Origin of the sequence: Rathayibacter sp. AY1C5 (assembly GCF_002931705.1) — a bacterium.
GTDB lineage: Bacteria > Actinomycetota > Actinomycetes > Actinomycetales > Microbacteriaceae > Rathayibacter.
On sequence record NZ_PSWD01000020.1, the window covers coordinates 22,299 to 45,887 of the forward strand.

The window sequence follows — 23,589 nt, forward strand, 5'->3', positions numbered from 1 at the left end:
GCCTGGGGGAGAGACGAAGGAGCCGCCCGTGCACGAACACCACGTCCGCGTCCACCGCAGCGACGAGGAGCTCCCGCGACACGGGCAGCTCGCCCACGCGCTCGCCGAGGTCGCCGCCGATCCGGTCGAGATCGACGACGAGGTCGCCGAGATGGTGGTCAACCGGGTCATCGACAACGCCGCCGTCGCCACCGCGTCGCTCCTGCGCCGCCCGGTCGTCGCCGCCCGCGCGCAGGCTCTCGCGCACCCCGCCTCCATCGGCGGCCAGGGCTCGGTCGTCCTCGGCGTCGACCCGGCCCGCCGGGTCTCGCCCGAGTGGGCGGCCTGGGCCAACGGAGTCGCCGTGCGCGAGCTCGACTACCACGACACGTTCCTGGCGGCCGAGTACTCGCACCCGGGCGACAACATCCCTCCGCTGATCGCCGTCGCCCAGCACGCGGGCATCGGCGGGGCGCAGCTCGTCCGCGGCATCGTCACCGGCTACGAGGTCCAGGTCGACCTGGTGCGCGCGATCAGCCTGCACCGGCACAAGATCGACCACGTCGCGCATCTCGGCCCCTCGGCCGCGGCCGGGATCGGCACGCTGCTCGGCCTCGACGTCGCGACGATCGAGCAGGCCGTCGCGCAGGCCCTGCACACGACGACCGCCACGCGGCAGTCGCGCAAGGGCGAGATCTCGAGCTGGAAGGCGTACGCGCCGGCCTTCGCGGGGAAGATGGCGATCGAGGCGGTCGACCGGGCTATGCGCGGCGAGACCAGCCCGTCGCCGATCTACGAGGGCGAGGACGGCGTCATCGCCTGGATGCTCGACGGCGCCGACGCGAGCTACGACGTCCCGCTGCCCGACCGCGGCGAGGCCAAGCGCGCGATCCTCGACACGTACACGAAGGAGCACTCGGCCGAGTACCAGGCGCAGGCGCTGATCGACCTCGCCCGCCGCCTGCACCGCACGCACCCCGAGGTCGCCGATCCCGAGCGCGTCGAGCGGATCGTCCTGCACACCTCGCACCACACGCACTTCGTGATCGGCTCGGGCGCGAACGACCCGCAGAAGTACGACCCGGCCGCGTCCCGCGAGACGCTGGACCACTCCGTGCCGTACATCTTCACGGTGGCGCTGCAGGACGGCGCCTGGCACCACGTGCACAGCTACGCCCCCGAGCGGGCCGCCCGCGCCGACACCATCGCGCTCTGGCACCGGGTCACGACGCAGGAGGACGCGGAGTGGACGCGCCGCTACCACTCCACCGATCCGGGCGAGAAGGCGTTCGGCGCCCGCGTCGAGATCCTGATGACGGACGGCACGACGATCGTCGACGAGATCGCGGTGGCGGACGCGCACCCGCTGGGCGCGCACCCGTTCAGCCGAGAGCAGTACGTGTCGAAGTTCCGCACGCTCGCCGCCGACGTGCTCGAGGAGTCCGAGATCGAGCGCTTCCTCGACCTCGCGCAGCGCCTGCCCGAGCTGACCCCGGAGGAGGTCGGCCGCCTCAGCGTGATCGCCGCCCCCGGCGTCCTCGCCTCGATCGAGCCCCCGCGCGGCCTGTTCTGATCCCTCCGCGGGAGGGTCGTCCGCACGCACGGTGACGCGCGCACGGACGGCCTCCCGCGGCGGGGAGCGCCGTCGTCAGGCGGTCTGCTCGGCGACCCAGTCCTGGATCTCGGCGATGAAGCGCCGGCGCGAGAAGACCCGGGTGCGAGCCCGGAAGGAGTCGACGTCGAGCGCGAGCGCACGGCGCAGCAGGTCGCTCCAGTCGGGATCGCCCTCGAGGTCGGCGATGACGCCCCCGCCGGCGAGGGACACGCTCTCGCGCACTCCGCCGATGTCGGTCCCGATGACCGGCGTCCCGCAGGCCATCGCCTCGACGGGCATGATCCCGAAGTCCTCGACGGCGGGGAAGACGTACACGAGCGCCTGCGCGTAGAGCGCGCGGATCAGCTGGTCGGAGGGCGAGATGACGAAGGTCACGTCGGCCCGGATCTCCTCGGCGTAGGCGCGGAGCCGCGCCTCCCAGGGGCCGTGCCCGGCGATGACGACCGGGAGCCCGGTGCGGGCTCCGGCGTCCATGACCTTCTCGAGGCGCTTGTAGGGGACGAACCGCGAGGCGCCCAGGATGAACGGCCGGGCGAGCGAGTCGAGGAGGCGCAGCTCGTCGTCGTCGAGCGGGGAGCGCCAGTCGGTGATCGTCGAGAGCAGCTCGGTGTTCACCGGCGGGTAGATGACCCGCGACGGCTGGTGCCACGCGTCGCGCACCCGCTGCCCGGTGAAGAGGCTGTTCACGGCGATGGAGGAGGCCTCGGCGGCGCGGAGGCGGTCGATCGGCTTGAGGAGCAGGCTCGCGGTGCGGGCGGCGAGGCTGCTGCCGCGGCCGTCGCGGTCGGGCTCCCAGATGTAGCGGGCCGGGGTGTGCGCGTAGACGAGCTTGCGGGTCGGTCCGCTGGTGCGGACGTGGTGGGCGAAGAGGTGCGAGCTGACCAGCACCCACTCGCGGGAGGCGCCGACCGGGAGCCGCCACGTGGGCAGCATCGCCGGCAGGGCGAGGACCTTGTGGCGGCGCAGCGGCGTGCGCGCCAGCCAGGACTCCGAGACGGGCCTGCCGACGACCTCGGCGCAGTCGCTCCAGAGGACGCGGACGTCGGCGTCGGCGAAGGCCTCGGTCATCGCCTCGAGCACGCGCTCGGCGCCTCCGCGACGCTCGACCCACTCGTGCACGATCAGGCCGGGACCGACCGGCGGGACGGATCGGGAACGGGTGGTCGCGTCGATGACGGCAGTGATGATGGGCCCCTTCCCCCGGGCGTGCGGTGAGGATCGGGCGGCCATCCGGAGACGGGAGCGGCTCCGAATGCTTATCCGTCGTCGGTGACCGATCAGCAGTGCAGTAGAAGCTAACCGGCTCGTGGAGAAGGAATCGAAAGGCGAGTACGAGTCGTCGCAGAACGACGGGGAAAGGAGAGTCCGATGATCCGGATAAGCCGCGAGTGGAATGGCGAGGATCGTCTGGAGTGCGTCGCGGAGGCGCTATTCCCTCGGAGATCACAACGATGGAGGAGAGTCGCGGAGAAGAAGAAATCACTCTTTCAGTGACGCCGTGCCCGAAGGATCAGGAGACGCCGATGCGCTGCAGGGTCTGCCACCGCCACTGGTCGCGGACGCCCTCGCGGACGGTGCGCACCGCCCGCCAGCCCAGCTCCCGCTCGGCGCGTGCCGGGTCGGCCCAGCTCGCCGCGAGGTCGCCCGGCCGGCGCCCCACGGCCCGCCACCGGACCGTCTCCCCGCTCGCGCGCTCGACCTCGTCGATCAGCTCGAGGACGCTCGTCGGCGAGCCCGTGCCGAGGTTGTAGACGCGGTGCCCGGGCCGCGCGCGCTCGAGTGCCGCGACGTGCCCGGCCGCGAGATCGCAGACGTGGATGTAGTCGCGCAGCCCCGTGCCGTCGGGGGTCGGGTAGTCGTCGCCGAGGACGTCGACGCACCGGGAGGGGTCGCCCGCGGCCCGCGTCAGCACGGGCAGGAGGCTCCCCGGCGCCGTGGCCGGATCCTCGCCGATCCGCCCCGACGGGTGCGCGCCGATGGGATTGAAGTAGCGGAGGCTGACCGCGCGCAGGAGGGGATCGGCGCGCGCGGCGTCGCCGAGGATCTCCTCGATGACGCGCTTGGTCGCGCCGTAGGGGCTCGCCGCGCTCAGCCCGGCGGGGGAGTCCTCCCCGACCGGCATCACGCCGCCCGGGCTGTAGACGGCCGCCGAGCTCGAGAACACGACGGTGCGGATCCCCGATTCCGCCGCGACCGAGAACGCCGCGGTGGCGAGCCCGACGTTGACCGTCCAGTACTCGAGGGGCCGCCGCACCGAGTCGCCGACCGACTTGAGCCCGGCGAGCAGGACCAGGGCGTCGACCGGTCCGTGGGCGGCGAGGAAGCGGGTCAGCGCGGCCGTGTCGCGCGCGTCGGCGATCAGGCGGGGGACCACTGAGCCGGTCAGCTCCTCCACCGCGTCGAGGGTCCGCTCGCTCGCGTGCGAGAGGTCGTCCACGACCAGCACCTCGTGGCCGCTCTCGAGGAGCGCGACGGCGGTGTGGCTCCCGATGTAGCCCGCTCCGCCCACCAGAAGGACTCGCATGCGGGGGAGCCTAGATCGGCTCCCGCGCGTCGTCGGCGCCGCTGCCGGGCCCGCGGGTCCGTCGATCCGCGCCGCCGTCACCCGTGCGCGGGACGCCCTCTGCCGCGGTCGTAGCCCGCGATCGCCGCGGACTCGACGGCGAGCGCGACCAGCTTCTCGCCGACCGGGCGGGGCACCACTCCGAGCGCGGCGTCCGCGACTCCCGCGACCAGTGCCGTCCGCCGCTCGCTCCCGCCGCGGGCCAGGAGGCGCACGGCCGCGTCCCACGCGCCGGCCGCGGGCACCGCCTCCCGCACCTGCTCGGGGTGCAGCCGCTCGAAGGTGCGGCGGGCCGCCCCCGAGAGGAACGCGCGCCGGCTGCGGACCGCCGCCGAGACGGAGGCGCCGTGGTGCAGGGCCTCGGCGCCGGGCTCGATCCGCACCGGCACTCCCAGGCGGTGCAGCCGGTAGCCCCAGTCGACATCCTCCCAGCCGTACTCGCGGTAGTCGGTGCTGTAGCCGCCGACCCGGTCGTACGTCGCCCGCGTCACCGAGACGTTGCCGCCCCAGTAGCGCCAGGAGGCGTCGGAACCCGCCGCGTAGGCGCCGCGGCGGAAGCGCTCGCCGGCGGGTCGGCCGTAGGCGCGCGAGTAGGCGGTGCCCGGGTCGACGTCGGGGCAGAGGCCGACGACGCCGACGACCGCGTCCCGGTGGGCCCCGACGTGCGCGGCGGCCCAGCCCGGGCCGGGCTCGAGGTCGTCGTCGCAGCGGATCAGCACGTCGCCCCGCGCGGCGTCGAAGCCGGCGGTGAGCGCGGCGGAGCGCCCCCGGTTCTCGGGGAGCACGACGCGGCGCACGGGCACGGGGGAGGCGTCGAGGGCGCGCTCGCTGGCATCGACGACGCCGTCGAGGACCACGACCACGTCGAGGTCGCGGTGGGTCTGAGCCGCGAGGGCGGCGAGGAGGCGGGGCAGGCGGGCCGCACCCGCGTAGCTGGGGACGACGACGCTCGCGACGCTCATCGTGGCTCCTCGCCGCGCGGGCTGCTCTCGACCAGGAGCAGCTCCTCCAGCCCGCTCAGCACGCGCGCCAGGTCGTCGGCGATGGCGCCGGGATCGGTGGAGTGGAGGCGGGCGAGCCGGTCGGCCAGGCCGGAGAAGTCCTGCGGCTCGTCGTCGAGCGCCCGCCAGGTCGCGGCCACGCTCTCGCGCAGCGCGTAGGGGCTGCCCATCGGGGAGACGTCCAGCGGGAGCACCAGGACGCGCCCGTTCAGATCGACGGAGGCCGTGTCCGGGCGGCGCCGCCAGAGAAGGAGCCGGGGGTCCTCTGCCATCTTCTCCGCGTCCTCTCCGCTGATCACCGCCAGTGCGAGTAGAAATCCGCCAGCGCCTCTTATGGCGACGCCTCTCTCGCTATGTTTGCCGCCGACGCGCCAAGGGGTGTACGTCGAGCGACAGCACCGGAGGGCCGCCAATGTCGGAGTCTAATCCGCTCGCATCCAGCGATATCAGCGATAAGAGTGAGAAGAAGAGCGCGAATTCCGCGGGCGTCTTCGCACGGCGGACGGTCGTGGCCGGAGCGGTCTGGTCGGTGCCCGCGGTGATGCTGGCGCAGTCCGCCTCCGCCGTCTCGATCAGCTGCTTCCCGGTGGGCACGGTCTTCCAGGCGGTCGCCCGCGGACGCCTCCTCAGCGGCTTCCTCGGCGGAGTGAACCTCGACACCGTCGCCGGCGTCTCGGGCGTGACGGCGATCGCTCCCGACCAGGGCAACCCGGCCGTCGTGACCGGCGGCGTCAACGCCACGGTGCTGAACACGATCGCCGTGAACGCGACCGGGCTGACCGGCACGCTCTCCTCCCTCCTCACGCTGGCGGCTCCTGCCGGCGTCGGCACCCTCAACCAGTACGCGTCGGCGAACACGAACGGCACCGTCCGCGGAGCCGCCGGTGCGATCACGGACGCGGGCCAGCTGGCGCTCGACTCGACGGCGGGGAGCTTCCCCGACTTCGGGACGGTGAACCTCCGGGCGATCCTCGCGGCGTCCGGCGGCGCCGGAGTGGCCGCTCTGCTCACCAACGTGACGGACCTGACCCTGCGGATCGGCGCCCTGACCGGTCGCGCGTCCCTCCAGTCGGCGTGCGTGCCCGGGTCGGACAACCTGCAGCGCGACTACCAGGTCGGCCGCCTGGACCTGGTGCTGAGCTCGCCCACCCTGAGCGCGATCACGAGCGCGCTCACCCTTCTGCTCACGAACGCCGTCAACCTGTCGGTGCCCGGGGTCCTCTCGGTGACGGTCGACGGAGCGGCGCTCCTGACGGGAAGCCTGCCGGGCGGCACGCAGCCGATCCAGGCGCAGCTGTCGGCGAGCCCCGCGACCATCACGGTCGATCTCTTCTCGCTGCTCGGCGGAGCGCCGGGCCAGGGGGCGACGTCGCCCTACGTCAACGGCCTCCCGCCGAACTCGACCCTCTTCGTCGACAACGCCCTGCAGGTGCCGGGCACGGCGGTGGGGAACTTCACCGCCGCGCTCCTCACCTCTCTGACGACCCGCATCGGGAACGTCATCAGCGTGAACGGGACGCCTCTCGTCAACGCCGGGGCCGCCGGAGCCGGAGTGCGCCTGCTGGTGAACACTCTGCTGACGGCGACTCTCCCGCCGCTGCTCACGACGCTGCAGAACGCGGTCCTCACCCCGGTCTTCACCGCCCTGCGGGACGTCATCCAGATCGACGTCAACGCGCAGAACCGCTCCACCAACCCGACCGGGCCGGCCGCCCTCGAGGCGCTCCCCGTCGGCCGCTACGACGTCGCGGCGCTCTACATCCGCGCGGTGGGGCTCGTGAACCTGCTCGACCTGTTCATCGCCCGCGGCTCCGTCGGGCCGAACGTCCGCACGGGCTAGCCGCGCTCGGCGCCGTCAGGCGCCGCGGACCACGAGGCCGTGCTCGACCATCGCGTCGAGCACGGCCTCGACGTGCGCCCGGGGGTCGCCCGCGGGCGGGGCGCCGTGCTCGGCGACGACGGCCCCGGTCAGCGCGTCGACCGTCGCGGGCGTCCCGAGAGCGCGCCACAGCACCGGGCCGATCCCGTTCAGCGTCTCGACCCGCTCGTCGAGGAGGCAGCTGACCACTCCGTCGCGCTCGACCCACTCGACGCCGGCGGCTCGCGCGAGCAGGCCCGGGCCGGGCGCCGCCGCATCGGCCTCCGGCGCGTCGGCGACGACCGGCGACGGCTCCCCGATCCGCTCCAGGAGCGGCAGCACGGTCTCCGCCTCGCGGTAGTGGAGCACCCGGGCCCCGCCGACGGAGTCGAGCAGCCCCGCGAGGTGGTGCAGCGCCGCGGGCAGTCGTGCGAAGTGGCTCAGCTCGGGCAGCAGCACCGAGAGCGCCTCGTCGAAGGCGATCGGCTCGAGCCGGGGCTCCGCCGGGCCGGACGGGTCGCGGGCGATCAGGAGCAGGGCGGCCAGGCGCAGCGGAGCGTCCGGCAGCGGCTGCAGGCCCATCGCGGCGGGGGAGCGGTGCCGCTTCCAGTCGCCGCCGTCGAGGAGGGCGACGGGCTTCCGGAACGGCAGCACCCGCCCGTCGCGGCGGACGGCGAGCGTCTCGTCGGTCACGTACCCGTACCGGCGCGCGGCGAGGCTCACGAGCGTCGACTTCCCGGCACCGGGCCGGCCGACGAACGCGACGACGCGGCCGTCGGTCAGGGCGACCGCGGAGGCGTGCACGCTGAGCAGCCGGCCCTCGCAGGCGTCGGCCGCCGCGAGGGTGAGCGCGGCGCCGATGTGCTCGGCGAGGGCGTCCTCGGTCGGCTGCGCGATCACTCCGGGCTCCCCGACCGGCTCGGTCAGCGACACCCGGTACTCGGAGCCCGGGCGATCGGCGTCGTCGTCCACGTCGTTCCACGACTCCTCCACCTCCGCCACGAAGCGGTCGGGGACGGTGTCGTCGAAGGTGAAGCGCACGCCGAGCCCGAAGGGGGCGCGGATCAGCCGGCGGGTCATGTCAGGTCCTGTCCGTCCGTCGGAGGTGGTCCCACGCGAGCGGAGCCGTGCGGGCGCCGCGGCGCAGCCGCCGCCACCAGCCGGCCGCCACGTCGATCCGGCGCGGGCCGATGGCGGGGTCGGCGGCACGCAGGGCGTGGGGAGCGGGGAAGACGGCGCGGGCGAGGAGCAGCGGCCGCTGCCGCCAGCCGGCCGCGCGCACGGCCTGCACCCACCCCGCGGAGGCGTGGGGCGAGCTCGCGTTGATCCGCCACGCCCGCAGCTCGGCCACGGGCACCTCCCCGGCGCGCGCGCGGATGCCGAGCGCGTCGAGGAAGGGCTGCGCGGTCTGGACGGCGCCGAGCTCCTCCGCCGCCGCCCGGAGCGGAGCGTGCAGCTCCGCGCGGGCGCCCACCGCCTCGACGAGCAGGTCGTAGTCGGAGGGCCGCGTGAGGCGCGGGTCGGTGATCTGCCAGGCGTCGCGGAGCGCGTGCAGCGCCAGCACGAGCGCCGAGTCGGCGACGCTCGCGGTCGCGACCGGACGGCCGGCCAGCTCCACGATCCGGTGCCGGCTCCACAGCGCCTCGAAGGCGTCGCGCGGCGGCACGAGGAATCCCGGCCACCGCCAGTGCACGTCGATGTCGACCGGCCACGCGGCGTGCCGGTAGGAGCGCGAGTGCTTGGCCGCGAGCGTCGGTCCGTCCGGCCAGGGCCGCTCGGTCCAGCCGTCGGCGGCCAGGAGGGCCAGGATCCGGGGCAGGTCGTCGGGGGCGACCAGCAGGTCGACGTCGCCGGAGGCGCGGGGCGGCCGGAGCCGGTCGGCGGCGGCGGTCGGTCCCTTGAGCACGAGTGCGCGCAGCCCCGCCGCGTCGGCCCGCCGGTGGACGAACGCCGACACGAGCGGCACGGCCTCGTCGGCCCAGAGAACGCCCACGAGCTCCATCCGGTCAGTATTCCAGCGCTCCCGCGGCCCGCGGAGCCCGTCCGGGGCGGTGGAGCCGGGCGCTCGTCTCGGTGAGGATGGGCCCGCGGGCCGCGGGGGCGCCGCACGGAGGCGGGCGGGGCGGCGGATGATCCACGGGGGAGCGGGCGGCGCCGGGCGGCCTCCGGTGGCGCTCGCGACCAACAACGGCGACATCGGCGGCGGCGAGGTGATGCTGCTGAGCATCGCGGAGGCGCTCGAGGCGCTCGAGGTCCCTGTCGTGGTCGTCGGCCCCTCGGAGCCGCGTGCGCTCGTCGCCGCCGCCCTCGCCGCCGGCCACCGGGTCGTCGAGCTCGAGGCCGTGGGCAGACCCGCCTGGATGCGCGCGCTGCGGCGCTGGGACGCCTCCTCCCGCGAGGGCGTGCTGTGGTGCAACGGGCTGGTGCCGGCCGTCGCGACCGCAGGGCGTCCGCGGCGGATCGTGCATCTGCACCAGCGCCCGTCCGGCCTGCAGCGGCTGCTCGCGCCCGTGGCCCGCCGCGGCGCGCTGGCGACCCTCGTCCCCTCTCGCTACCTCGCGGGGGTCGTCCCCGGGTCGACCGTGCTGCCGAACTGGAGCCGCCGCGTCGAGCTGCCGGAGGCGCGGCCGCGGAAGGACGGGACGACCGTCCTCGGCTTCCTCGGGCGTCCCTCGCTCGCGAAGGGGGTGCGGGTCCTCACCGAGGCGCTGGCGCTGCTGGAGGCCGGGGAACCGGGCGCGTATCGCCTGGTGCTGGCGGGCGAGCCCCGTTTCGTGGCGGAGCGGGAGCGTCGCGAGGTGGAGGCGGCCCTCGCTCCGGTCGCCGCTCTGGTGGACCGGCCGGGGTGGATCGAGCCCGGCGACCTCTTCGCGCGGATCGACCTCCTGGTGGTGCCGTCGGTGCAGCCGGAGTCGTTCGGCCTGGTCGTGACGGAGGCGATGTCGGCCGGCGTCCCCGTGGTGGTGAGCGATGCCGGTGCGCTCCCCGAGGTCGTCGGCCCGTCGATCGACGCCACGTTCAGAGCCGGGGATCCGCGGGCTCTGGCCGAGCTGATCAGAGCCCGGAAGAAGAGAGGACTATCGGAGTCGCGGGAGAGGGATCGTGCCCGCTGGAACGATTCCTACTCCCCGTCCTCCGGGAAGTCGGCTATCGACGGACTTCTGGCGCGGATGGCCCTCTCCGATGATTCCTGATCCTCCCGCCAGGAGACCGATCCGCTTTCCGGGGAATGCCGCGGGGAGCATCTCCTCCTCCCTCGGGAAAGGACGACGATGACCCGCGAACCGGAAGTCCTCAGAGTGCTCGGACTGTTCCTCAAGCACTCGACACTGCGCCTGGCTCCGGGCGAGCCCTTCGCCCGCGGGAGGCTGCCGTACCGGGCCGACCTCCTCCGGGACGACTCGACGCGGCTCCTCGTCCCCGGTCACGCGTCTCGGCCCGCGCACGTGAAGCTCCGCGACGTCGTGGAGCACCGCACGGGGCTGAACGTGGACACGCAGCTGCGCGCACTCCGGGCGGTCCGCTCGGCCGACGCGGTGCTCTGCGTGCTCGAGCCGGAGGCGGGCCTCCCCGCCCTGCTCCGGCGCGCGCGGCTCGGGCCGTACGGCCGCACGCCGCTCGTGGTCCTCTCCTGCTGGTGGGCGGAGGAGCTGCTCACCGGCTCGCCGGAGCGGCGCCGACAGGTGGTCCGGCTGCTCCAGGGCGTGGACCGGCTCGTCGTGCTCAGCGAGAACCAGCGCGAGGTCTTCGCCCGGCACGGCGTCGACGAGCGGCGGATCGCACCGGTCCTCTTCGGGGTCGACTCCGACTACTACCGGCCCGTTCCTCCGCGTCCGAAGCGGTTCGAGGTGCTCGCCGTCGGGGTCGACCGCGGGCGCGACTTCGACTCGCTGGTCGCCGCCGCCGAGCGCCTGCCGCACCGGCGGTTCGACATCGTGACCACTCCTGCACGGCGGCCGTCCCGGGCGCTGCCGGCCAACGTCGTCCTGCACGATCCCGTCCCGGTCGGCCGGCACCGCGACAACCTGCGCGACGCCGAGCTCGTCGTCGTCACCAGCCACGACCTCGCCTACCCGACGGGCCAGAGCGTCCTGCTGGAGGCCTCCGGCTGCGGGACCTGCACGGCGGTCACCGCGAGCGCCGCGATGACCGGCTACGTCCGCGACGGCGAGACGTCCTTCTCGCTGCCCCTGCACGATCCAGCGGGGATCGCGGCGGTGCTGGAGGCGGTGCTGAGCGACGACGGGAAGCGGGCCGAGGTCGCCCGCGCGGGCCGGGAGCGGGTGCTGGTCGAGCTGAACGCGCGGCACATGTGGGCGGGCGTCCGCGCCATCCTCCGCGACGCGGTCCGCGAGCGCGGCCGGGGCTGAGCAGCGGTCGGCCGGGGCAACACCGGTCGACCTCCGCCCCACCGGGAAGGGCCCGCCGACCGGGACCTCCGCGCCCCGGACCCGCGGATCCGCGCCGGATCGGGCGGACGCGGGAGGCGCTACTCCGGCGGCAGAGCGCGGGCGCGGGCGGACTGCTCCGCGAGCAGAGCGAGACCCGCGCCGATCACGACGAACGAGATCGGGGCGAAGAACACCTCGCCCAGCTGCGTCGCACACAGCAGCACCAGGATGCTCGCCGCGCCGACCGCGTGCCCCGGGCGGCTCCCGGCCCCGGCGGCCGTCGTCGCGAAGCCGGCCACGAGCACGGTGCCGATGACGCCGACGAGCAGCACGACGCCGCCCTCGGCCATCAGCGCCAGGTAGGAGTTGTGGAAGAACCAGTCGATCCCGTCGACCCGCGCGGTCGCCTCGCCGAGTCCGGAGCCGGTCCACGGCGAGAGCGCCACCTTGTCGACCGAGGCGTCGAGGATGCGGGCGCGCAGGGCGTCGGAGCCGGCCCGCTCCACCCCGTAGTCGCCCGCCGTCGCCAGGTTCCGCTCGGCCCAGAGGAACAGCAGGACGAGGCCGCCGCCGAGGAGCGCGCGGAAGAGCAGGCGCAGGTACGGCGCCGCGACGAGCCACACGAGCGCGCAGGCGTAGGCCGCCATCGACGTGCGGGAGTCGGTGGCGACGACCGCAGCGGCTCCGAGCGCGAGCACGCCGATCCGCAGCCACAGCCGCGAGCCGAGCGCCGAGACCAGCAGCGCCGCCGCTCCGTAGACGAGACCGGCCACGTTCTTGTCCTGGAGGAAGCCGGTCAGGGCGCCCTGGTAGCTGTCCGGGGCGAGTCCCGCGACGAACAGCACGGCGTTCAGCGACAGGGCCGCGGCGAGTCCTTTGAGCCCCGAGACCACGTCGATCCGCCCGCTCGCGAGGAAGCCCGCGGCGAGCATGACGAGCGCGATGTTCGCCGCCCGGCGCAGGGCGTCGAGGCCGTCGAAGGACGAGCCGGCGAGGACGAAGGCGAGCAGTGCGAGGCACAGCCACGGGTACCAGGCGGCCCGTCCGAGACGGCGGGTGGGCCGCCGGAAGAGGCTGACGAGGACCAGGGCGGCCAGCGCCGTCTGGGCCAGCGGGACGCTCCCCGGGAGGAAGGGGGTGGGGAGCCGGTAGACCAGGAGGCCCATCAGGACGGCATCGAGTATCCGAGCGGAATGTGCTATCGGAAAGGCCGCGTGAACGAGCGGGGAACGCCTCTCGACGACGATCTCTCCCCCTGGCGCGGACATGTCGTCATCCTCGCAGAAAGGGCCTCCCGAGGGGTCGGGGACCGCCTAGGGAAAGGCGCTCCGCATTGCTAGCGTGACCGACACCTCAGCATCGTCGTGCGGCGCATGCGCGGCACGCAGAAAGGTGCGCAGTGACTGTCGTCGATCTCATCGCATTCATCCGGCGGAACTGGCGGACCCTCGTGGGCGCCGTGCTCGTCGGAGCCCTGGCGATGGCCGCCTTCTCGTTCCTCACTCCGAAGGTCTACGAGTCGAGCTCGGCCGGATTCGTGATCGCCGCGAGCGACGGCAGCTCGGCCGATGCGATCAGCGGGTCGCAGACCGCGGTGACCCGGGCGAACGCCTACCTGCCGCTGATCTCGAGCAGCGCCGTCTCCGAGCGGATCGAGGCCGACCCGGAGGCGAACCCCGGCGGAGAGGCCCTGAGCGGCCGCCTCACCGCGAGGGTCGCTCCGGGCAGCACCCTGATCGAGGTCACCGCCGCGGCCGGGACCGCGCAGAACGCCGCAGCCCTGGCCAACGGGGCGCTCGCGGCGCTGGCGGCCGTCATCACCGACATCGAGACGCAGTCCACCGCCGACCGCACACCGCAGATCACCGTCGTCCCGCTCGAGAACGCGGAGCCGCCCGCCGCCCCGACGAGCCCCGACTGGGTGCGGAACATCCTGCTCGGCGCCCTGGGCGGCCTGGTGCTCGGCTTCGGTCTCGCCTTCCTCCGCCGGGCCCTCGACATCCGCGTGCGGACCGTCGACGACCTCACCGAGCTCTTCGGCGTCGGCGTCCTCGGGCGCATCCCCAAGGCCGGACGCCCGGGCCGGACCGGCGGCCGCCGCGGCACCGACGCGCTCACCGCGGAGGCGTTCCGCTCGCTCCGGACGGGCCTGCGCTTCTCCAGCGTCGACGAGGAGACGCGCAGCGTCGTGATCACCAGCGCCAACCAGGCCGAGGGCAAGTCCACGATCGCCGCCGGACTGGCCCGCGTCACCGCGGAGTCCGGGCAGCGCACCCTCCTGGTCGACGCGGACCTCCGCCGGCCCTCCGTGGCGCGGATGCTGGACATCGACGGCGCCATCGGCCTCAGCGAGGTCCTCAGCCACCAGATCCCTGTGGACGACGCGATCCGCCCCACCGGCACCGCGGGCCTCTACGCCCTCCCGGCCGGGCACATCCCGCCGAACCCGTCCGAGATGCTCGGCTCCGAGGCGATGCGCGCCCTGGTCGCGCGCCTCTCGAAGGACTACTTCGTCATCATCGACGCGCCGCCCGTGCTGCCCGTCACCGACGCCTCCATCGTCGCGACCGTCGTCGACGGCGTCGTCTTCGTCGTCGCCTCGAACCAGACGCACCGGCCCGAGGTGGTCGCCGCCCGGCGGATCGTCCAGCAGGTCCGCGCCCGCGTGCTCGGCACCGTGCTCAACATGGTCACCGCCCGTGACGGCGACACCGGGTACTACTACTACGACCGCAAGAACGCGTACTACGCCGAGCCGCAGCCGGCGACGGGGCGCAAGCGCGCGGCGGCGGCACCGCGCCGGTCCGAGCTCGCCCCGGTGGAGTCGCGGGCCCTGCCTCCGCAGACGTCCCGCCGGGCGGCTCGATGAGCGGGCGCCTGCTCCTGCTCTGCCATGCGAACGTGGCCCGGTCGCCCTCGGCCGAGCTGATCGCGGCGCGCCTGCTCGGCGCCGGCTCCGACTGGCGGGTCGAGAGCGCGGGAACGCACGCGGAGGCCGGCCGCGGGCTCGACCCCGAGCTCAGCGATGCGCTGCGGGCCCGCGGACTCTCCACGGCCGGGCACCGCGCGCGCCAGGCCGACGGCCGGATGCTCGCCGGCACCGATCCCGTGCTGGTGTTCGAGGCGGGCCAGCGGGAGTGGGTCACCCGCCACTTCCCGGCCGCCGCGCGCCGCACCACCACGGTCCGCCGGGCGGCGCGGCTGGCGGGAGCCGCCCCCGGCGTCCCGCTCCTGCGGCTGCTCGCCGACGACACCGCCCCCTACGGCGCCGAGGACGACTTCGCCGACCCGTTCGGGCGCGGACCGGACGTCGCCGCGGCGGCCGTCGAGGACATCGACGCCCTGCTCCGGGTGATCCTCCCCGCTCTCGGTGCTCTGCCCGTCGGCGCGGAGCCCCCGGCCGCCACCGTCCGGAGCACCCGCCGCTCGCTCCGCCGGGACCGCGCCGCCGAGACGGTCGCGAGGTGACCGCCGAGGGGGTGAGCGTCGTGATCCCGCACTACGGCGACCCCGCGCCCGCGCTCGCCCTCGTCGAGCGGCTCCGCAGCCAGGAGTCGCCCCCCGCCCTCGAGATCGTCGTCGTCGACGACGCCTCCCCGGTCCCGTTCCCGGCCGGGATCGACGGAGTGGAGGTCGTGCGGCGCGAGCGGAACGGCGGCTTCGGCGCCGCGGTGAACACGGGCGCCGCCCGGGCGCGCCACCCGCTGCTCCTGGTGCTCAACAGCGACCTCGTCGTCGGACCCTCCTTCCTCCGAGACCTGCTCGAGGCGGGACGGCCGTGGCTGCCCGCGGTCGTCGCTCCGGACCTCGTCGACGCGGGCGGGGAGCGGCAGTGGGTCGGCCGGCGCTTCCCGCGGCTGCGCCACTACGTCGTGGAGTGGCTCACTCCGCTCGCGCGCTGGCGCCCGCGGCTGCACGCCGCCGTCGGCCACGACACCCGGTGCGCCCCGGGCGCGACGGTGCCGGTGGACTGGGTGGTGGGCGCCGTGATGCTGCTGCCGGTGGCCGAGTTCCGCGCGGTCGGCGGGTTCGACGAGTCCTTCCACATGAACTGCGAGGAGGTCGACCTCCAGCGCCGGCTGCGCGAGCGCGGCGTGCCCTCGGTCTTCGCCGGCTCCGTCGTCGCCGAGCACACGGGAGGCGGCTCCTCCGACCCCGCGCGCCGGCTGATCTGGCTGGTCGCCTCGCGCCTGCGCTACGCCCGCAAGTGGGGCGGGCGCCCCGCCGCCCTCGCCGCGGCCCTGCGCGCCGCCTCCGCCGTGAACCTCGCCGCCAACGCGGTGCGTGCCGCCGCCGGCAGCGACGTGCGCCCGCTGGCCGTCCTCCGGCGCGAGCTCCGGCTCGTCGCCGCCGCCGAGGCGGCGTCCCGGTGAGCGGGCCCGTGCTCGTGGTGAGCCCGGTCTTCCACGGCTACTGGGAGGCGCTCGAATCGGCGCTGGCCCACCTGGGCGACGACGTGGTCGTCCACCGCTACGACGCCGCGACCGGGCTGGGCCACGTGCGCGACGCACTCGGCCACCGGCTCCCCGGGGGCCGGCTCCGGCGCTCGTCGATGCGCGCCGAGACCGACCGCGCGATCGCGGCGCTGCGGGCCGTCCGGCCCCGGGCCGTCCTCGTGGTGAAGGGCGACTCCCTCGGCGACGCCTGGTGGGAGGAGATCGGCCGCGCCGGCGTCCCCGTGGTGCTCTGGCTCTACGACGAGCTCCGCAACATGGGGCACCCCGTCGACCGTCTGCGCTCCCTCGCCGGGGAGGCGGTGTCGATCGTCAGCTACTCCGTCGCCGACGTCGCCGAGCTCGTCCGCGCGGGGGTTCCGGCCGGGCACCTGCCCGACGCCTTCGACTCCCTCCTCTCCTTCCGCCCCCGCCCCTCCTCCGCGGTGACCTTCGTCGGCGCCCGCTACCCCGAGCGCGAGCGCGTGCTGCGGGAGCTCGCGGCCGGCGGGGTCGCGGTCGAGGCGTACGGGCGGCAGTGGTCGCGCCATCCCTGGGACGTGGCGCGCACCGGCCGCTGGCGCTCGGCCGGCGTCCCCGCCCGCCGCGACGTCCCGCGGGCGGGCTACTACGGAGTGATGGCCGGCTCGACCGCGACCCTGGCGCTGCACGGCGCGGGCCACGGCGGGCTCTCGATGCGCGCCTTCGAGGCGCCGGGCGTCGGGGCGCTGACCCTGATCGACCGGCCCGAGGTGGCGGAGTTCTACGAGGTGGGCAGCGAGGTGCTCGTCTTCGAGGAGCGCGACCAGCTCGTCGAGCACGTGCGGCGGGCGGGCGCGGACCCCTCGTGGGCGCGGCGCATCCGCGAGGCGGGCGCGCGCCGCACCGGCGCCGAGCACACCTTCGTGCACCGGATGCGGGAGGTGAGGGCCTTGTGGCGCTGACGCACCCGACCGACCTGGAGGCCTGGCGCCGCTGGCAGCGCGGCCGCGACCCGCTGCGCACCGCCCGGGCGGCGCTGCGGGGCTCCGAGCCGACCCGCCTGGTGCTGCACGTGCGCGGCGACCGGCCCGCGGTCCTGCTCGCGGTGGAGGCGTCGACGGCGAGCGCCCTCGCCTCGACCGCGGCCTCGCTCGCTCCTCTCGGCGGGGCTCCCGCGGCGGTCCTCGCTCCCTCCGGAGCCGGCGACGCGCTGTCCGGGCTGCTGCCGGGCCGCTGGAGGGCGCACCCGGTCGACCCGGAGGCGGACCCGCCCGCCGAGCTGCGGGGCCTCCGCGCCGTGATCGCCACCGGCCACTTCCTCGCGGCGGGAGCGGCCGCCCACCGCTGGTCCGGAATCCTCGGCGCCCGCTTCCTGGTCGTGCAGCACGGCCTGCTCACCCCCTCCGCCCCGCCGCTCCCGCCCGGAGCGACGCTGCTGGCGTTCTCGGAGGAGGACGCGGCCTTCTGGACCTCCGGCCGCAGCGACGTGGAGACCGAGGTCGTCGGCAGCCAGCTGCTCTGGACCGCGTCGCGCCGCCCGCGCCCCGAGCGGCTCGAGGAGCGGCCCCTGTTCCTCGGCCAGCTGCACGGCGCGGAGCTGCCCCGGCGGACGGCCGCGGCCACCGCCTCCCGCTTCTGCCGCGAGGCGGGCGCCGACTACCGCCCCCACCCCGCCGAGGTCGACCGCCGCTCGCGCTGGCAGCACGCGCGGTGGGAGCGCCGCGGCATCCGGGTGCTCCGCGGCGGCGACCTCGCCGCGCAGGCCCGGCCGGTCGCCTCGATCTTCTCGACCGGGGTCCTCGAGGCCGCGGCCGCCGGGATCCCCGCGTGGGTCGTCTGCGAGGACCCGCCCGCCTGGGTGCTCGAGTTCTGGAGCCGGTACCGGCTCGCGCGCTGGGGCGGGGAGACGCCGACCGCGGCTCCGCCCGTCCCGTCCGTCGAGCCGGCCGTCGCCGTCGCCCGCCGGGCACTCGCCATCGCCGAAGGAGGCACCCCGTGACCGTTCTCTGCGTCATCCCCGTGCGCGGGGGCTCGAAGGGCGTCCCGCGCAAGAACGCCCGCCCCGTCGCGGGCCGCCCGCTGGTGGTCTGGAGCATCGAGCAGGCGCTCGCCGCCGGTCTCGACGTGCTCGTGTCGACCGACGACCCCGAGCTGGCCGCGATCGCGGAGGGGGCGGGAGCGGACGTGCCGTTCCTCCGGCCCGCCGAGCTGGCGCGCGACGAGACGGCGACCGAGCCCGTCGTGCTCCACGCGATCGAGCACCGGGCCGCGCTGGGGCGCCGCCCGGACGCGGTGATGCTCCTCCAGGCGACCTCGCCGATCCGGCTCCCGGGCACCCTCGCCCGCGCGCTCGAGCAGTTCGCCTCGACGGGGGTCGACTCGCTGGTGGGCGTCGTCCCGCAGACGCCGTTCCTCTGGCGGCTGCAGGAGGGCGCCTCCGTGCCGCAGTACGACGTCACGGCCCGGCCGCGGCGCCAGGACCTCGCCGAGGCCGACTTCTTCTACCGCGAGACCGGGTCCCTCTACCTCACCCGCACCGAGGTCTACGAGCGCGAGCGCAACCGGATCGGCGGCCGGGTCGGCCTGTTCGTCATGGACGAGGCGGAGGGCGGGGACATCGACACCGAGGCGGACCTCGCGGTGGTCGAGCAGACCCTCCTCGGCCTGTCGGCGGGAGGCGGCGCATGATCATCGACCGGCACCTCGCCCCGTTCATCGTCTTCGCCGAGGACCCGGTGCTCACCGCGCTGGCCAAGATCAACGCGAACAAGCAGCGGATCGTCTTCTGCGTCGACGGGCACGGGATCCTCCGCGGGTCGGTGTCCGACGGCGACTTCCGCCGCTGGATCATCGCGAACCCGACGGCCTCCCTCGACGTCCCGGCCCTCGCCGTCGCGAACACCGCCGTCCGCACGGCGGGAGCGGACGAGCCGGCCACCGCGATCGCCGCCCGGCTCGGCCGCGACGGGATCAGCCACCTCCCGCTCGTCGACGATCGCGGGCACCTCGTCGCGATCGCGGTCGAGGGCGACCGGGCGCTGCGGATCGGCCGCCACGAGGTGGGCGACGGCCACCCGGCCTTCCTGATCGCGGAGATCGGCAACAACCACAACGGCTCGGTCGATCTGGCGCGGCGGCTGGTCGACCTCGCGGTCGAGGCGGGCGCCGACGCGGTGAAGTTCCAGCTGCGCGACCTCGACTCCCTCTACCGGCGCGCCGGCGGGGCCACCGCGGGGGAGGACCTCGGCGCCCAGTACACGATCGACCTCCTGCGCCGCTTCTCGCTGCCCGCCGAGCCGCTCCTCCGGGTCTTCGACCACGCGGCCGAGGCCGGGATCGACGTCCTCTGCACCCCGTGGGACGCCCCGAGCGTGCAGGCCCTCGTCGACTACGGGATCCCGGGCCTCAAGATCGCCTCGGCGGACCTCACCAACCACGGCCTGATCGAGGACGCCGGCACCCGGGGGCTGCCCCTGCTGCTCAGCACCGGGATGTCCCGCGAGTCCGAGATCCTCGAGTCGGTCGCGCTGCTGCGCTCGCTCGGCACCTCCTTCGCCCTGCTGCACACCCAGTCGACGTACCCGGCGCCCTACCGCGACCTCAACCTCGCCTACCTCGACCGGCTCGCCGAGATCGGCGGCGGCGTCGTCGGCTACTCCGGCCACGAGCGGGGCTGGCACGTCCCCATCGCCGCCGTCGCCCGCGGGGCCCGCATCGTCGAGAAGCACTTCACGGTCGACCGGGGGATGGAGGGCAACGACCACACGGTGTCCCTGCTCCCGGACGAGTTCCGCCGCATGGTCGGCGAGATCCGCGACATCGAGGACTCGCTCGGCACGCGCGACGCCCGATCGGTCTCGACGGGCGAGTCGATGAACCGCGTCTCGCTCGCGAAGTCGCTGGTCGCCTCCCGCGACCTCTCGATCGGGGACGTGGTGCGCGCCGCCGACGTCGTCGTCCGCAGCCCCGGCCGGGGCCTCCAGCCCAACGAGCTGCCGCAGCTGCTCGGCCGCGCCCTCCACCGCGACGTCGAGGAGGGCGGGTTCTTCTTCGCCGGCGACCTGCGCGAGAGCACGCCGTCCGGCCGGCCGTTCCGGTTCCGCCGCCCCTGGGGCCTGCCTGTGCGGTACCACGACCACGCGGCGCTCGCCGCGGAGTCGAACGCCGACTTCCTCGAGTTCCACTTCTCGTACCGCGACCTGGAGATCGAGCCGGACGACGTGTTCACCCGCCGCCTCGACTCCGGCTTCACCACCCACCTGCCGGACCTGTTCGCGGGCGACTTCCTCGTCGACCTCGCCTCCTTCGACGACGACGTGTGGGAGCGCTCGATCGCGGAGGTGCAGCGCACCGTCGAGACCACCCGGAGCCTCGCGCGCTGGTTCCGCCAGGAGGAGGACCCGATGATGGTCGTCACGATGGGCGGCTTCACCCGGCACGCGCACGTGGCTCCGGATCAGCGCGCTCCCCTCTACGAGCGCGTCGCCGACGCCCTCGAGCGGATCGACGCGAGCGGCGTCCGCGTGCTGGCGCAGACCCTCCCGCCCTACCCGTGGCTCATGGGCGGGCAGCAGTTCCACAACCTCTTCGTGGACCCGCGCGACACCGCCGAGTTCGCGGCCGCGACCGGCACGCCGCTCTGCCTCGACGCCTCGCACACCAAGCTCGCGGCGAACCACCTCGGGCTCGCCTTCTCGGAGGCGGTGGCACTGCTCGCTCCGCTCAGCGCGCACCTGCACCTCGTCGATGCGACGGGTGTCGACGGCGAGGGGGTGCAGATCGGCGAGGGCGAGATCGACTGGCCGGACTTCGCGGCGTCGCTCGACGAGCTGGCGCCCGGGGTGCCGTTCATCCCCGAGATCTGGCAGGGGCACGTCAACAGCGGCGAGGGCTTCTGGACCGCGCTCGAGCGGCTGGAGGAGTGGCTGTGACCCCGCTCGCGCTCTGGGCGGTGCCGGTCGGCGAGTTCGGCGGGGTGGCCCGCCACGTCCTCGACGCCGCCCGGCACGGGATCCCCGGCCACCGGCTCGTCGTGCTCTGCCCGGAGGGAGCGCTCGCCGAGCGGCTGCGGGAGCAGGGCTCGGCCGTGACGACCGGGCGCTTCGGAGTGTCCGCCGGTGCCGCCGCCTCCGTGGCGACCCTGCGCGCGACCGCGGCGGCTCTCCGCCCGGCGGTCGTCCACTCCCACCTCGCCCACGCCGACCTCGTGACCGCGGCGACCCCGCTGCCCCGTGGGGTCCGCCGCGTCACGACGGAGCACGGCATCGCCGGGCCCGACGTCTACCACCGCACCGCACTGCGGGCGCGGACGACCGCGGCGGCGCACCACGCGCGGCTGCGGTCGTTCCACGGCGCGATCGCCGTCTCGGAGGCCACCCGCCGCACCATGATCGAGAAGTGGCGGCCGAGCCTGCCGGTGCAGGTCGTGCTGAACGGAGTCGACGCCGCGCCCCGCGACCGCGAGCCGGGGGAGCCGGGCTCCCTCCGGGTCCTCTCGCTCGCGCGCCTGGCGCCGGAGAAGCGCCTCGACGCGCTGCTCGAGGCCTTCGCGGTGCTGCGCCGGCGCGTCCCCGGCGCCACGCTGACCGTCGCCGGCGAGGGGCCGCTCGACGGCACCCTGCGCGCCCGGGCCGAGCGGCTCGGCCTCGGCGACGCCGTGTCGTTCCCCGGCTTCGCCGATCCGGAGGCGGCGCTCGCCGCGGCGGACGTCGTCGCCCAGCTCTCGGTCTGGGAGAACTGCTCCTACACGCTGCTCGACGCGGCCGCCCGCGGGATCGGCGTGGTCGCCTCCGCGGTGGGCGGGAACCCCGAGATCGTCGAGCGGGACTCGCTGGTCGACGCCGACGACCCGGAGGCGGTGGCCGCGGCGCTGGAGCGGCAGGCGTCGAGGGCCGCGGCTCCTCGCGCCGTGCGGGACGTCGCCGCCATGTGCGGCGGGATCGCCGCCGTGTACGAGGGGGTGGCGGCGTGAGCGGCGGGTCCCTGCGACCGGGGCTGCGCACCCTCCTCTCGCTGGCCGGCGCCGCCTCTCCGGGCTGGATCACCGCCGCCGTCGCGGGCTCCCTCGCGCTCGCGGTCCTCGACACCCTGGGCGTCGCCGCGATGGTGCCGCTCATGGCGCTGCTCACCGGGACCGACACCACCACGGGCGCGCTCGGCGTCCTCTCCGGCGTCCTCGGCTCGACGGACGTCCAGACCCTCCTCCCGATCATCGCCGGCTTCGTCGCGGTCGTCTTCGTGCTCAAGAGCGCCGGGACGATCGTCTTCCGGTGGTGGCTGCTCGGCCGCACCACGCGGATCTCGGCCGACGCTGCGACGGAGCTGCTGCGGCGGTACGTCCTCGCGCCCTACGCCGTCCACCGCTCCCGGCGCCTCGCCGAGGTGTACCGGACCATCAACGACGCCAGCGCGCAGGCGGCCGGCGTGCTGCTCGGCGTGATCGGCATCGCCTCCGATCTGCTGGTGCTCGTCGCGATCGTGGCGATCCTGCTGGTCGCCTCGCCGGTCGCGACCCTGTTCGCGGCCGTCTTCTTCGCGGTGCTGCTCGGCGGCGTCCAGGCCCTCCTGCGGCGGCGGCAGGGCCGGATCGGCGAGGAGATGGCGGAGGCGGCGCTGGAGTCGTGGCAGTTCCTGCTCCCCTCGCTCGACGGGTTCCGCGAGGCGCGCCTCACCTCGAGCGCGGCGAGCCTGGTCGCCGGCTTCAGCGGGGCCAAGCGCCGCAGCGCCCAGGCTCTGCGCTCCCTCTCGCTCGTCTCGGAGCTGCCGAAGTACCTGCTCGAGATCGGCTTCGTCGTCGCCGTCGTGGGCGTCTCGGGGATCCTGGTCGCCACCGGCTCCGGCGCCGAGGCGCTCTCCGTCCTGGGCGTCTTCGCGGCCGCCTCCCTCCGCGCCCTGCCGACCCTCAACCGCGTCTCGGCCACCTTCGCGATCGTGCGCAGCGGCCAGGCGGGCCTGCGGATCGTCTCCGAGGCGGCCGAGGAGCTCGCCTCCGAGGGGGCGCACGACGAGAGGCCCGGGCCGGGCGGCCGCTACTCCGGCGACATCGCGCTCGAGCACGTCACGTACCGCTACGCCGACTCCGACGTGGACGTGGTGCGGGACGTCTCCCTGGTGATCCAGCGGAACGCCACGACCGCCTTCGTCGGATCCAGCGGCGCCGGCAAGAGCACCCTCCTCGACCTGGTCCTCGGCCTGCTCCCGCCCACGAGCGGCCGGATCCTCTGCGGCGGGCGGCCGATCGACGAGGACCCGGCGGCCTGGTACGCGGGGCTCGGCGTGGTGCCGCAGGACGTGTTCCTCCTGGACGCGACCGTCGCCGCGAACGTCGCCTTCGGGGTGCCGGCGGCCGAGGTCGACCACGAGCGCGTGCGCGAGGTGCTGCGGACGGCGCAGCTCGAGGAGTTCGTCAGCGGGCTGCCGCAGGGTCTGGACACCCGCGTGGGCGAGCGCGGCGTCCGCCTCTCCGGCGGCCAGCGCCAGCGGCTCGGCCTCGCCCGGGCGCTGTACCGGCGCCCCTCCGTCCTCGTCCTCGACGAGGCGACGTCGGCGCTCGACAACCGCACGGAGCACGAGATCTCGCGGGCCGTCGCCGAGCTGCACGGCAGCATGACCGTCCTCGTGGTCGCCCACCGGCTCTCGACCGTGCGCGGCGCCGACCGGCTGCTCTTCCTCGACGGCGGCCGGATCGAGGGGGCCGGCACCTTCGAGGAGGTGCGGGCCGCGCACCCCGGCTTCGCCCAGCTCGTGGCGCTCGGAGAGCTCTCGTGA

The 23,589-nt window shown here is 75.1% G+C and carries 20 protein-coding genes; 13 read left to right on the forward strand and 7 right to left on the reverse strand.

Going from position 1 to position 23,589, the window contains the following annotated elements; genetic code table 11:
- Nucleotides 1-28 precede the first annotated feature (28 nt).
- Nucleotides 29-1,552: an MmgE/PrpD family protein gene (locus tag C5C57_RS13235; RefSeq protein WP_104297704.1), complete on the forward strand. Its 1,524-nt coding sequence runs from the start codon at nucleotides 29-31 to the stop codon at nucleotides 1,550-1,552.
- A 75-nt stretch (nucleotides 1,553-1,627) separates the two neighbouring features.
- Here the strand turns inward: C5C57_RS13235 and C5C57_RS13240 are convergent, their stop codons facing one another.
- The 4 genes from C5C57_RS13240 to C5C57_RS13255 form a co-directional block, all read right to left on the reverse strand.
- Nucleotides 1,628-2,824 (reverse strand): glycosyltransferase, encoded by a 1,197-nt coding sequence (locus C5C57_RS13240; protein ID WP_104269539.1) that lies wholly within the window; start codon nucleotides 2,822-2,824, stop codon nucleotides 1,628-1,630.
- Nucleotides 2,825-3,104: 280 nt separating this feature from the next.
- Nucleotides 3,105-4,118: a UDP-glucose 4-epimerase GalE gene (gene galE, locus C5C57_RS13245; RefSeq protein WP_104297705.1), complete on the reverse strand. Its 1,014-nt coding sequence runs from the start codon at nucleotides 4,116-4,118 to the stop codon at nucleotides 3,105-3,107.
- A 77-nt stretch (nucleotides 4,119-4,195) separates the two neighbouring features.
- Nucleotides 4,196-5,119 carry a glycosyltransferase family 2 protein gene (locus tag C5C57_RS13250; RefSeq protein ID WP_104261308.1) on the reverse strand — a complete coding sequence of 308 codons (924 nt, stop codon included), beginning with the start codon at nucleotides 5,117-5,119 and terminating at the stop codon, nucleotides 4,196-4,198.
- Entirely contained in the window at nucleotides 5,116-5,430 is a 315-nt protein-coding gene (locus C5C57_RS13255; protein ID WP_146076975.1) for a hypothetical protein, read from the reverse strand. The genes C5C57_RS13250 and C5C57_RS13255 overlap by 4 nt, the downstream gene beginning before the upstream one ends.
- Nucleotides 5,431-5,666: 236 nt before the next feature.
- On the opposite strand from C5C57_RS13255, the gene C5C57_RS13260 reads away from it, so the two are divergent.
- Entirely contained in the window at nucleotides 5,667-6,998 is a 1,332-nt protein-coding gene (locus C5C57_RS13260) for a choice-of-anchor G family protein (protein WP_104297706.1), read from the forward strand.
- 15 nt (nucleotides 6,999-7,013) lie between these two features.
- On the opposite strand, the gene C5C57_RS13265 is transcribed toward C5C57_RS13260, so the two are convergent.
- A complete protein-coding gene (locus C5C57_RS13265) occupies nucleotides 7,014-8,096 on the reverse strand; it encodes a PqqD family protein (RefSeq protein WP_104297707.1) in 1,083 nt (360 codons plus the stop codon).
- 1 nt (nucleotide 8,097) lies between these two features.
- Nucleotides 8,098-9,018 (reverse strand): nucleotidyltransferase family protein, encoded by a 921-nt coding sequence (locus C5C57_RS13270; protein ID WP_181069208.1) that lies wholly within the window; start codon nucleotides 9,016-9,018, stop codon nucleotides 8,098-8,100.
- 127 nt (nucleotides 9,019-9,145) lie between these two features.
- Here C5C57_RS13270 and C5C57_RS13275 point away from each other — a divergent pair, with 127 nt between their 5' ends.
- Both C5C57_RS13275 and C5C57_RS13280 read left to right on the forward strand, forming a co-directional pair.
- Entirely contained in the window at nucleotides 9,146-10,210 is a 1,065-nt protein-coding gene (locus C5C57_RS13275) for a glycosyltransferase family 4 protein (RefSeq protein ID WP_104287876.1), read from the forward strand.
- A 78-nt stretch (nucleotides 10,211-10,288) separates the two neighbouring features.
- Nucleotides 10,289-11,386 (forward strand): glycosyltransferase family 4 protein, encoded by a 1,098-nt coding sequence (locus C5C57_RS13280; protein WP_104297709.1) that lies wholly within the window; start codon nucleotides 10,289-10,291, stop codon nucleotides 11,384-11,386.
- A gap of 119 nt (nucleotides 11,387-11,505) precedes the next feature.
- Here C5C57_RS13280 and C5C57_RS13285 read toward each other — a convergent pair whose 3' ends face one another.
- Nucleotides 11,506-12,573 (reverse strand): O-antigen ligase family protein, encoded by a 1,068-nt coding sequence (locus C5C57_RS13285; RefSeq protein ID WP_104297710.1) that lies wholly within the window; start codon nucleotides 12,571-12,573, stop codon nucleotides 11,506-11,508.
- 233 nt (nucleotides 12,574-12,806) lie between these two features.
- Between C5C57_RS13285 and C5C57_RS13290 the strand changes: the two genes are divergently transcribed.
- Genes C5C57_RS13290 through C5C57_RS13330 form a run of 9 tightly spaced genes read left to right on the forward strand, consistent with a single transcriptional unit; the run spans nucleotide 12,807 to nucleotide 23,589 of the window.
- Nucleotides 12,807-14,276 (forward strand): polysaccharide biosynthesis tyrosine autokinase, encoded by a 1,470-nt coding sequence (locus tag C5C57_RS13290; protein ID WP_104247947.1) that lies wholly within the window; start codon nucleotides 12,807-12,809, stop codon nucleotides 14,274-14,276.
- Nucleotides 14,273-14,875 (forward strand): hypothetical protein, encoded by a 603-nt coding sequence (locus tag C5C57_RS13295; protein ID WP_104227202.1) that lies wholly within the window; start codon nucleotides 14,273-14,275, stop codon nucleotides 14,873-14,875. The genes C5C57_RS13290 and C5C57_RS13295 overlap by 4 nt, the downstream gene beginning before the upstream one ends.
- Nucleotides 14,872-15,780 (forward strand): glycosyltransferase family 2 protein, encoded by a 909-nt coding sequence (locus C5C57_RS13300; protein WP_104297711.1) that lies wholly within the window; start codon nucleotides 14,872-14,874, stop codon nucleotides 15,778-15,780. The genes C5C57_RS13295 and C5C57_RS13300 overlap by 4 nt, the downstream gene beginning before the upstream one ends.
- Nucleotides 15,777-16,784 carry a glycosyltransferase gene (locus C5C57_RS13305; RefSeq protein WP_104263340.1) on the forward strand — a complete coding sequence of 336 codons (1,008 nt, stop codon included), beginning with the start codon at nucleotides 15,777-15,779 and terminating at the stop codon, nucleotides 16,782-16,784. Before C5C57_RS13300 ends, C5C57_RS13305 begins: the two co-directional genes overlap by 4 nt.
- A complete protein-coding gene (locus C5C57_RS13310; RefSeq protein ID WP_104273572.1) occupies nucleotides 16,775-17,821 on the forward strand; it encodes a hypothetical protein in 1,047 nt (348 codons plus the stop codon). The genes C5C57_RS13305 and C5C57_RS13310 overlap by 10 nt, the downstream gene beginning before the upstream one ends.
- Entirely contained in the window at nucleotides 17,818-18,510 is a 693-nt protein-coding gene (locus tag C5C57_RS13315; RefSeq protein ID WP_104273571.1) for a cytidylyltransferase domain-containing protein, read from the forward strand. The genes C5C57_RS13310 and C5C57_RS13315 overlap by 4 nt, the downstream gene beginning before the upstream one ends.
- The gene (locus C5C57_RS13320) at nucleotides 18,507-20,753 is read left to right on the forward strand and encodes an N-acetylneuraminate synthase family protein (RefSeq protein ID WP_104297712.1); all 2,247 of its coding nucleotides are present in this window, start codon (nucleotides 18,507-18,509) and stop codon (nucleotides 20,751-20,753) included. Before C5C57_RS13315 ends, C5C57_RS13320 begins: the two co-directional genes overlap by 4 nt.
- The gene (locus tag C5C57_RS13325) at nucleotides 20,750-21,793 is read left to right on the forward strand and encodes a glycosyltransferase family 4 protein (protein WP_104297713.1); all 1,044 of its coding nucleotides are present in this window, start codon (nucleotides 20,750-20,752) and stop codon (nucleotides 21,791-21,793) included. The genes C5C57_RS13320 and C5C57_RS13325 overlap by 4 nt, the downstream gene beginning before the upstream one ends.
- Complete coding sequence (locus C5C57_RS13330) at nucleotides 21,790-23,589, forward strand: ABC transporter ATP-binding protein (protein ID WP_104227195.1); 1,800 nt, start codon at nucleotides 21,790-21,792, stop codon at nucleotides 23,587-23,589. The genes C5C57_RS13325 and C5C57_RS13330 overlap by 4 nt, the downstream gene beginning before the upstream one ends.